This window comes from Peptoniphilus sp. HMSC075B08 (assembly GCF_001815405.1).
Classification (GTDB): Bacteria; Bacillota; Clostridia; order Tissierellales; family Peptoniphilaceae; genus Peptoniphilus_A; species Peptoniphilus_A harei.
Window position 1 is genome coordinate 761 of sequence record NZ_KV820460.1, and the last position, 10214, is coordinate 10974.

General features: G+C 30.7%; 10 protein-coding genes. All 10 read right to left on the reverse strand.

Translation table 11 applies throughout. The features are described 5' to 3' along the window. A partial coding sequence (locus tag HMPREF3023_RS09720) for a recombinase family protein (RefSeq protein WP_246829206.1) occupies window positions 1–404 on the reverse strand: 404 nt, incomplete at its 3' end. 55 nt (window positions 405–459) lie between these two features. Next, the gene (locus HMPREF3023_RS09495) at window positions 460–597 is read right to left on the reverse strand and encodes a hypothetical protein (protein WP_168165808.1); all 138 of its coding nucleotides are present in this window, start codon (window positions 595–597) and stop codon (window positions 460–462) included. 305 nt (window positions 598–902) lie between these two features. Beyond that, the gene (locus tag HMPREF3023_RS08610) at window positions 903–2639 is read right to left on the reverse strand and encodes an ABC transporter ATP-binding protein (protein WP_070702630.1); all 1737 of its coding nucleotides are present in this window, start codon (window positions 2637–2639) and stop codon (window positions 903–905) included. Next, complete coding sequence (locus HMPREF3023_RS08615; protein WP_070702632.1) at window positions 2632–4353, reverse strand: ABC transporter ATP-binding protein; 1722 nt, start codon at window positions 4351–4353, stop codon at window positions 2632–2634. Before HMPREF3023_RS08615 ends, HMPREF3023_RS08610 begins: the two co-directional genes overlap by 8 nt. Before the next feature lie 100 nt (window positions 4354–4453). Beyond that, window positions 4454–6088 (reverse strand): ABC transporter substrate-binding protein, encoded by a 1635-nt coding sequence (locus tag HMPREF3023_RS08620; RefSeq protein WP_070702634.1) that lies wholly within the window; start codon window positions 6086–6088, stop codon window positions 4454–4456. 2 nt (window positions 6089–6090) lie between these two features. Then, on the reverse strand, window positions 6091–6801 hold the full coding sequence (locus HMPREF3023_RS08625; RefSeq protein ID WP_019117947.1) for an ATP-binding cassette domain-containing protein: 711 nt from the start codon (window positions 6799–6801) through the stop codon (window positions 6091–6093). Continuing rightward, window positions 6783–7565, reverse strand: coding sequence for an ATP-binding cassette domain-containing protein (locus HMPREF3023_RS08630; RefSeq protein ID WP_070702636.1), 783 nt, complete (start codon window positions 7563–7565; stop codon window positions 6783–6785). Before HMPREF3023_RS08630 ends, HMPREF3023_RS08625 begins: the two co-directional genes overlap by 19 nt. 4 nt (window positions 7566–7569) lie before the next feature. After that, window positions 7570–8346 (reverse strand): ABC transporter permease, encoded by a 777-nt coding sequence (locus HMPREF3023_RS08635; RefSeq protein ID WP_070702637.1) that lies wholly within the window; start codon window positions 8344–8346, stop codon window positions 7570–7572. Beyond that, a complete protein-coding gene (locus HMPREF3023_RS08640) occupies window positions 8346–9278 on the reverse strand; it encodes an ABC transporter permease (protein ID WP_070702639.1) in 933 nt (310 codons plus the stop codon). The genes HMPREF3023_RS08635 and HMPREF3023_RS08640 overlap by 1 nt, the downstream gene beginning before the upstream one ends. Window positions 9279–9298: 20 nt before the next feature. After that, window positions 9299–9892 carry a TetR/AcrR family transcriptional regulator gene (locus tag HMPREF3023_RS08645; RefSeq protein ID WP_070702640.1) on the reverse strand — a complete coding sequence of 198 codons (594 nt, stop codon included), beginning with the start codon at window positions 9890–9892 and terminating at the stop codon, window positions 9299–9301. Window positions 9893–10214 lie beyond the last annotated feature (322 nt).

Consider the following 10214-nt stretch of genomic DNA (forward strand, 5'->3'; position numbering starts at 1 on the left):
ATATTTTCTTCTTCAAATACTACACCAACATTGTTTTCCTTTAATAGTCTTACATACTTTAATGTATCTAATGTGTTTCTTGCAAATCTTGATATAGATTTAGTAATTATCATGTCTATATCTCCATTTTGGCAATCACTTATTAGTCTCATAAAATCTGCTCTTTTAGTTGCAGTTGTTCCTGTTGTTGCTTCATCTGCATATATACCAGCCAAAGTCCAGTTCTTATTATTTTTTATTAGATTTGTGTAATAATCAACTTGCGATTTATATGATTCAAGTTGGTCTTTACTATCAATGCTAACTCGACAATATGCTGCAACTCGTTTTAAATCTAAATGTAGTGCATTTCTATTTCTTGCTCCTGTATTTGAAGCTTTTATTAATTTTACTCTAGTATTCATTTTACCTCCTTCCCATTTTGTATCTTTCTACAGTGTTATTATATCACAAGATTAACTACTTTCTATCTCTCTTCTTATAATCATTTTCTAACCTGTTCTTAATTTTTCTATATTCCTTATCATTAATTAATTTAAGACCATAAAGTCTACATAACATAGCAATTCTCATACTATAAATCTTTATTGCTTGCATTTTACCTCCTATGTAAATTATTTTTACCTTGATAAGTGGATTAAATTTGAAATATGCTAATCTCACATAATCAATTTCAAGAATATTCACACTTCAAAGTATTTTGATTTTTATAGAAAGATGATAAAACACCCCTCACTTTATAAAGTGAAATTTGCCCTCTTTGGTAACCTGAATTTTTATTTTTTATAGTATTTTTGAGTTTTAATGATTAATTTGAGCATAAAAAAATGAGGACTTATGCTACTAGGCATAAATCCTCTAATCTAAATTTTTCTGTTCAAAGACTTTAATATTTCTTTCTATCAATTATTTAATTTCCATGATTCTGCTTTAGCTTTTGCATTTATAAGGTCAGAATAAAGTCCATCATTCTTAATCAGTTCTTCATGATCTCCACGTTCTACTATTTCTCCATCTTTTAAGACTAAAATTTGATCTGCATTTCTTATTGTCTTTAGTCTGTGGGCAATCATTATTACTGTCTTATTTTTTGTTAATGATTCTATTGCTTCTTTAAGCTTATCTTCATTTTCCGGGTCTATATTTGCTGTTGCTTCATCAAAGATTATAATGTCCGCGTCTTTTAGCATGGCTCTGGCTATGGAGATTCTTTGTTTTTCTCCACCAGATAGACTTGCTCCACCTTCCCCAATGATAGTGTTATATCCATCTGGTAAAGCTTCTATAAATTCATGACACCTTGCTTTTTTAGCAGCTTGAACTACTTCTTCATGGCTCGCATTTTGTTTTCCAAATTTTATATTGTTTTCAATTGTATCCTCAAATAGGTATACATCTTGAAATACCATGGAAATTGAATTCATAAGGTTTTCTATCTTATAGTCCTTAATATTCTTTCCACCTATTAAAATTTCTCCAGAATTTACATCCCAAAATCTTGCTATTAGATTACAAAATGTTGTTTTGCCAGATCCAGATGGTCCGACAATGGCAGTCATAGTATTTTCTTTTATCTCTGCTGATACATTTTTTAAAATTGGTCTGTCATCATAAGAAAAAGAAATATTTTTAAAGACTATATCATGATTTTTTATAGGCTCTGTAATACTTCCTTCTCTCATATCAGGCATAGAGTCGATAAAACCTACAGAATCTATGGCATTTTCGCAAGCTCTTAGGATTGCCATGTTTGATCCTGCCCCGATTAAGCCTTCAAAGATAATAAAGGATGCCATAATCATAAGAATTGTTTCAGCAAGTGGAAGTTCACCAGATAAATTTAATTTTAATGATACATAGACCATAAATACTGTTGTTATTCCCATTACAATTCTTTGAATAACTGTGTAGGGTGCTACAGATTTCTCCAGGTCTAAGAGTATTTTGGATGTATCTTTTATAGACTTTCTCAAAGCCCTGTTATTTTCTCCACCAAGATTATAAGATTTTATAACCTGCATTCCTTGTAAAGTTGCTAATACTTCTTTTGTAAGTCTTGTCTGCGTTTCTGTCATTTTGTCTGCATTAGCTGATGATTTTTTCTCCATCATTGATGTAACGATGAAAAATACTACCACACCTGCTACTGCAACAAACCCTACCTTTACATTAAATATTAAAGTTCCAAGGACAAAGACTAAAGTATTTAAAACTCCACCAAGTACAAGAACCAGTAGCATAGGCACCCATTGCTCTGCTTGGGAAAGATTAGATGTGGCAATACTTGTAAGTCTTCCCAGTGAAAAGTCTGAAAAGAAACCCATGGGAACTCTTTTTATCTTCTCACCTATTTCTATTCTCTTATGGGCAGCCATAAAATATCCTGCGTGTGTTTGTGCCATTTGTGATGATTTTTGTGTCATTATCTTTCCGACAAGGGATATAACTAATATTCCAAGACAAATAAAGATAGCCTTATAATCTAAAGTTTTAGAAAATATATTTACCAGCATATAGTAAATTGCTCCAAACTCAAGGGCATTAAATACTGCGTGCAAAAATCCAGCGAGAATAGATTTCTTAATATATACCTGTTCTTCTTTTGAAAAATTCCATATCTTTTTAAACACATTAAGCATTTTCATCACCCCTTAAATTTGCAGCATACATTTCCTTATAAAGTTCTGATGACTTTAATAGTTCTTCATGACTACCATAAGAATTTAATTTGCCATCTTTAATAACAAATATCCTATCTGCATCAACAATTGTCTTTAACCTATGAGCGATTATGATTAAAGTTTTACCCTTAACTAGATTTGCCAAGGCGTTTTGTATGAGAGCTTCATTTTCAGGATCTATATAAGAAGTTGCTTCATCTAAAATTACGATTGGTGCATTCTTTAGCATGGCACGAGCAATAGATATTCTTTGTCTTTCTCCTCCAGATAGATGACCTCCACCTTCGCCAACTCTTGTATCATAACCATTAGATAGATTCATAATAAAATCATGGCAGGCAGATTTTTTACATACATCTATAATTTCTTCGTCAGAGGCATTTTTATTTCCAAGCCTAATATTTTCCTTTATAGTCATATCAAAGAGGAAATTGTCTTGGGATACAAAAGAAATAAGTGAAGACAAGTTTTCGAGCGACACATCTTTTGTTTCTACTCCGCCAATTTTAATAGATCCCTTATCTACATTCCAAAATCCAGCAATGAGTTTTGCTATTGTGGACTTGCCTGACCCAGAAGGACCAACGAGTGCTGAAACATTAGATTCTTTTATTTCCATAGAAAGATTATCAATGACTTTCTTTTTTCCATCGTAAGAAAAGTCTACGTCTTGAAGTTCTATATTATAGGATTCTATTTTTTCTCCCTTATCAATATTTTCTAACTCTCTTGAATCTAAAATCTTTCCTATTTCAGAAGTTATAGTTGATATTCTTGACATATCATCCATATAGTTCATGATTTTTAAAATGCTAGAAACTGTAGCAAAGGATAAGACGATTAAGGTAATTAAATTTCCTAAATCAATACTTCCATTTATATAAAATAAAATCCCAAAGGGTATGATTGTAATAATTCCCATAGGAGAAAGTAATCTACCTATGGCAACCCTATTCATAGATTCACCCATCCAGTTATAATAAAAGTTTGCATTGTCATAAACTGCATCAGCGTATTTTTTATAAGATGATTCGCTTTGATTAAAGGTCTTTATTACTTCTATTCCATTTATATACTCAACAATGGAATTATTCATATGTTGACCAATGGCAACTGACTTTCCAAACATTTCCTTATAATGAGCATTCATAACAGACATCATAATAGACATTCCTACCACAAATGGAATTAGTGATAGCAAGGTCAATCGCCAATCTAATGTAAACATGTAAATAAACAATAGAACAGGTCCTACTAAGTTTGCCGTAAATTCTGGCACAAGGTGGGCAAGTGAAGTTTCCATAGAATCGACTTGCTCAACTATAATATTTTTTAATTCTCCAGATGATCTTGATAATACATCTCCCAATGGCATCTTAAATAATTTTTTGGAAATATCATTTCTTATTTCTCCTAATGAATTAAAGGTTGCCGTATGGGAAATACTTGTTGATATTCCTGCTGCCACTTCTTTAATAACAAATGTTATGAAAATATTTATACAAAGTGGAGTGTATAAGCTCATATCCCTTATGCCATTAATCAAATTCACAATAATTTTCGCCATAAAAATATAGGAAAAAAGACCAGCCACTACTCCAATTATTGCCAGTAAGATTGACATAAAATATGAGCCTTTTCTCTTTTTTACATATTGTTTTATTAGATCCATCAAATCCCCTCCTTAATAAATCCTCGTAATAATAAGATAGGTCTATCCATTCACTACTTTATAGATAGACCTGCCTTAAATTCAATTTATTAACCTATTCTCATTTAGCTTTTACACTATAAATATTGAAAAATTGTGGTGTACTTGTAAAGTCATATCCATCAATTTTGTCATTTCTATATAAAATCATTTCTTTTGAATAAGAAAGAGGCAAATCCATAGCGTTTTCGTTTGAATATACTATAGCTTTTTGTATATTATCTTTAATCTCCCCTTCATCTGTAGAAGTGGAAGCCTTCTTTATTGCGTCAATATATATATTGGAATCTGAAAGTGCTTTTAATGGCATTAAATGTGGATCCATTTCAGTTACTGATTCTTGTAAGAACTTGTGAGGTTCAGTATAAGAACCCTCTGTATTCCATGTTGTCAAATGGAATTCTCCCTTTATACCATCTGTCCACCATGACATTTGATCTTTTTCAACTATGTCAACATCTATACCTACTTCTTTTAATTGCGTCTTTATTGCAAGTGCAGTTTCCTTAGCAAGTACTAAATCTGACCAGTAAACATATTGAAGCTTTAATGGACTTCCGTCCTTTTCTCTTATTCCTGTATCTTTATTAAGTTTCCAACCCGCTTCATCTAGCAAGCTATTTGCCTTTTCAGGAGCATAACTATAATTAGTTGGATAATTTGCATCACAATAAGCCACATTTTTAGGGAATAAAGTTTCAGCTACATCTTCATATGAGTATGTTAAACTGTCGACAATGTCTTTTTTGTTAATTGCATAATTAATTGCTTGGCGAACTTTTAAATCTTCTAATTCTTTTTTACTTGGATTTAAAATTAGATTCTTAGTCAAAGTCCTATTTTTATTGACTTTTCCAGTAACATCCTTAATTTCAGAACCTTTTTTGAAGTCATCATAATTTATTAAATCTGCTCCATAAATTAAATCTATTTCCCCTTTATTTAAGGCTTGAAGTCTTGAGGAAGCATCGGGAATATATTTGACAATAACTTCATCATAGTAAGGTTTTTCCCCATGATAATTTTCATTTCTAACAAATTTTGTATATTCTCCAGATTTAAATTCTTCATATACATAAGGACCTGTTCCTATATTTTCGGTAAATGTCTCAAAGTTTCCCTCAGTAAATGACTTTGGAGATGGCATCCCCAATACATTTTGGAAACAAAAGCCATTTATATAAAATTTAGACGGATTTTCATAATGAACAGCAATCGTATTATCATCAATAACTTCTGTTGATTTTATCTCTGCAACAGCCCTAATGCCTGCAAAGTTAGGATTAGACTTATCAAAGTCTAATATTTTTTTCACTGCATCAGCATTAAAATCTTCACCATCTGAAAACTTTACCCCGTCCTTTAATTTAAAGATTAAAGTTTTGCCATCATCTTTATATTCAAAGCTTTCAGCAAGTTTTGGTACAATTTCACCGTTTTCATAAGCTACTAGGGTTTCGTAAATTAAACCACACGCCATATTATTTTCCTTATTCATTGTTAAAGTCGTAAGGTTTGTCAGTTCTTTAGCAGTACATAAGGTTAAAACCTTCTTGCTTTCATCTTTTGTGTTTTCACTTGCTACATTTGAATTTTCTTGTGCTTTTTCTTGATTCTTTTGGCAACCTCCTAGTAAAATTGAAAAACTAAATACAAGTGCCAATAAAACCATCATATTTTTTCTAAGTTTGATCATTTCTATCTCCTTTGCAATTTTCCTTCTCTCAATATTTTTCCTTTCTTTATCTCTATGATATAATCTGAAATCTGTTTTGCTTGATTTATATCATGAGTGATAAAAATATAAGAAATACTATGCTTAGATTGATAATAAAAAAGTAAGTTTAGTACTTTTTCAATCGTCAATAAGTCAAGCCCAGCCGTGACCTCATCTAGTATTAAAAAATCAGGATTAACCATAAGGGCTCTTATGAGCGACAATCTTCTTTGCTCGCCTCCAGATAGTTGGTGAACGGGCACATCTAATATTTCCTTTTTTAAATGTAAATCCTCGCAAAATAATAATACCTTTTCCTTTCTTTCCTTTTTTGACAAGTTTGTTAAATTAATAAGCCCTTCTTCCAAATTTTTAAAAGTGCTTATACCAGGATTTAAAGTACCAGATGTATCCTGGAAAACAGACTGGATATTTTTTCTATATTTTCTTATTTTTTTTAATTTTAATTTTGAGATATCTACAGAATCATAGAGTATAGATCCTTCATCTATTCTTTCTAATCCTATTAATGCTTTTGCAATGGTGCTTTTACCAGATCCGCTTTCACCAATTAAACTTAAGTTATCTCCCCTTTTAAGTGAAAAGGAAATTTGATCTAGAGCTTTAAATGTCCCCTTTACTGTTTCAAAAGAAAGACTAACGTTACTCATAGCTATTTCGTCCACTCCCATTCACCTCCAGAATCTAATATCTTCTGACTACATTCAACAAATTTTCTTGTCCATTCCTCTTTAGGACTTTCAAATATATCTTCACTACTTCCCTTTTCTATAAGGCATCCATTTTCTATCACATAGATGCAATCGCTATATTTTTTAAGAATATCAGGCTCGTGTGTTATTAACAAAATTCCTTTGCCTTTGAAATTTGCTTTAATCAATTCAAAAAATAATGATGAGTTATAATTGTCTAAGGCTGATGTTGGTTCATCAGCAATTATATAATCAGTATTTAGTCCCATAGATATCGCTAAAATCACACGCTGAATCATGCCTCCAGAGAGTTCAGTTGGATATGAATCTAAAACTCTTTCATATTCAAGATTGACACTTTTGAGCTTATCTTTTGCTATACTTAATGCTTCTGATTTATTTATATTAAGATTAGCAATATATGTTTCAACCATTTGACTTTTTATCTTTTTTCTTTTGTCAAAAGAAATCATGGGAAGTTGAGGAATAAAAGCGATGTTTCTATTGTTGCTATTGATACTATTTTTCTCAAATATATCGAAATCATCTATAGTAATATTCCCAGAACTTACTTTCAAGTCCTCTGATAAAATCCCGAGTATTGCGTTTATTAATGTAGTCTTCCCAGCACCACTTGGACCAGTCAGACCAATAATTTTACCCATAAGAATCCTAAGAGAAATATTATTTAAAAGACTGTTTCCTTTTTTATCTGTAACTTGTAATTGATTAACCAAAATCATATCTTCACCTTCTATTTGCTTCTTTTGCAATAATATTAAAGGACATTGTAGTAATAAAAACTGCAAAAATTGGGTAAATTATGAGTTCTGGTTTAATAAATATTGAATCTCTTGCTTCTAAAATCATAGAACCCCACTCCACAACATTTTCTCCAAGTCCAATTCCTATAAATGAAAAACCAGTAATGGCTAAAATCATATCCGCACAGGACAAGCAAATATAATGAACTAAATCTAATAATATATTTGGTAGTATATGAACTAGAACCAACCTAGTCTTTGAAGCACCAAGTGAAATCATACAAGTGCAATAAGCCTTATCGTATTCAATATTTATTTGAGTTCTAACAAGCCTTAAAAATCTCAATATATATGAAACAACCAAAGCTATTAATGTAGTTTTTATTCCATTTCCCCAAGATGCTATAAATATGATTAAATAAGCAATTGGTGGTATAGCCGTTACAGCATTAATAATCGAATCTACTATTACATTCTTTTTCATGGTAACCTTTGATGTTAGCGTTCCTAAAAGCAAACCTAAAGTAAAAACAATAATCGATGCCGTCATAACCATAAATAATGTAGTTTTTCCCCCATATAATATTCTCGATAAAATGCACCTTCCCATGCTATCATTTCCCAAGGGATAATTAGAATTTGGATTTGAAAATCTAAGGGGAAGATTAACTTCTAAGGGATCATTAGGAGCTAAAAAACTTCCAAAAGATATAAGTAAAATCACTAGGAAAGCAAATACTGCCCTTTTATTTGTTTTCATTAATCTCCCCTTTCCTTTATCAAAAGATCGTTTATCAAGTCGGATATTATATTCGCAAGGGCAATAAATAAGGCTAAAAAGAAAACCAAACCATGAATCATCGTTGCATCACGATTTATTACAGAATTTACAATCAAGTATCCAAATCCTGGAATAGAAAAAACTCCCTCAACTATTGCCACATTTGCAATCATGAGTCCAATACTCTGAAAGAAATTTGGGATTAACTTTACTATCGAGTTTGGCAATATATGTTTCACGAACAAAGTAAATTCCTTTAGTCCATTTGCTCTAAAAAACATAATATAATATTCACCATTTTCTTTATCTAAAGCGTCTTTAAATAATGGATAATAAAAAGAAGCCCCAAATATACCTAAAGTTATTGCAGGAAGTAGATAGTTTGTAATGCCAATATTACCTGCTACTGATAGCAAATCCCACTTTACCGCAAATATATCAAGTAAGATAATAGCAATATAAAAGCTAGGAATTGAAACACCAATAAGGCATAAAAGATTTATAAGCTTATTGATTATCTTGCTCTTCCATAAGAAAGTAATACATCCCAAAGATAATACTAAAATTACCTGCAATATTGCGGAAAAGAAAACAACAGATAAAGTTTTTGGCAAAGCCAACATTATATTATCCCAGACTGGTTTGCCATTGCTTAAAGACTGTCCTAAGTCTAGAGAACAAAGATTTTTAATCCAGTTAAAATATTGCTTATATACAGGTTTGTCAAAACCAAATCTTATTCTTACTTCTTCAATTTGCTCAGGTGATGGACTTCCGATATGTCTTTTAGCATATGCAGTGGCTGGATCGACGGGAGATAATTTCATTAAAACAAATGATAAAATACTAACAATTAATAATGTCATTATTAGCTCATAAAATTTCTTTAAAAATGTCTTTTTTGTATTCATTTTTATACCATAATTTAAGATCAGCCTAATAATTCAGGAAATTTATTTTTAAAATATTCTTCTAACATCTTTTTGATTGTTTCTTTATTTTCAATAAAAATTTCTTTTTGATTTAAACTTTCATATCCTAAAATCAAAGTATTTACAAAGGTCACTAAAAACTCATCTTCAAAAATAGATGATAGCTTATCGTTTGGAGGAAATGTAGACGATAAAATTTCTGTGTTTGTTTCTTTTAAATTTTCAAACATTTCACACAATCTTTTATCTTCATTTTGTAGTTTCAAAAAAATTGCATAGATGCTTTTAAATTCATTTTCATCATAAATTCTTTCCATCATCATCTCAGTAATTGCGTCTAAAGTCGTTAACTTAGATGTGTCGATAGTTTTGCTTTTTTCTCCTCTATATTTGATACCTAATTTCATAAAATCATAAATCATTTCGTAGGTTGATCCATAATGATAGTAAACACCACCTTTACTTAAACTTACTTTTTCTATAACATCTTCCATAGTTGTATTTTGGAAACCCTTTTCTAAGAAACATTTTTTTGCCGCTTCCAGAATTTCTAACTTCCTTTTTTCTCCAACTTTCAATTTTTTATCATTCAAAACTTTATCTCCTGTCAATAAATAATTCCGACGCTACCGTCAGTTTTATTGTAACTCATTTGATAATTAATTTCAATACATGAAGGATTTTAAAATTTAGTAATCTTATTTAAGATATTTGCTTGAACGCCCTTTATACTTCTTTATTAATTTCTTTAAATGCGGTATAATTAATAAAACTTAATACACGCTTGACGCTTATAATTTTAATAGCAAGCACAGTAAGTGAGTACCCACTTACGAAAAATTGATGAAGCAGAACCTTTATGGACTGCTTCTTTTTTTATCAATTTTACCTTGTTAGGGAGAACCCTAAGACCCC

Bases quoted from the DNA above. Each gene is read 5' to 3' on its own strand.
- HMPREF3023_RS09495 (WP_168165808.1), bottom strand. From the start codon at position 597: ATGCAAGCAATAAAGATTTATAGTATGAGAATTGCTATGTTATGTAGA.
- HMPREF3023_RS08610 (WP_070702630.1), bottom strand. From the start codon at position 2,639: ATGCTTAATGTGTTTAAAAAGATATGGAATTTTTCAAAAGAAGAACAG.
- HMPREF3023_RS08615 (WP_070702632.1), bottom strand. From the start codon at position 4,353: ATGGATCTAATAAAACAATATGTAAAAAAGAGAAAAGGCTCATATTTT.
- HMPREF3023_RS08620 (WP_070702634.1), bottom strand. From the start codon at position 6,088: ATGATCAAACTTAGAAAAAATATGATGGTTTTATTGGCACTTGTATTT.
- HMPREF3023_RS08625 (WP_019117947.1), bottom strand. From the start codon at position 6,801: ATGGGAGTGGACGAAATAGCTATGAGTAACGTTAGTCTTTCTTTTGAA.
- HMPREF3023_RS08630 (WP_070702636.1), bottom strand. From the start codon at position 7,565: ATGATTTTGGTTAATCAATTACAAGTTACAGATAAAAAAGGAAACAGT.
- HMPREF3023_RS08635 (WP_070702637.1), bottom strand. From the start codon at position 8,346: ATGAAAACAAATAAAAGGGCAGTATTTGCTTTCCTAGTGATTTTACTT.
- HMPREF3023_RS08640 (WP_070702639.1), bottom strand. From the start codon at position 9,278: ATGAATACAAAAAAGACATTTTTAAAGAAATTTTATGAGCTAATAATG.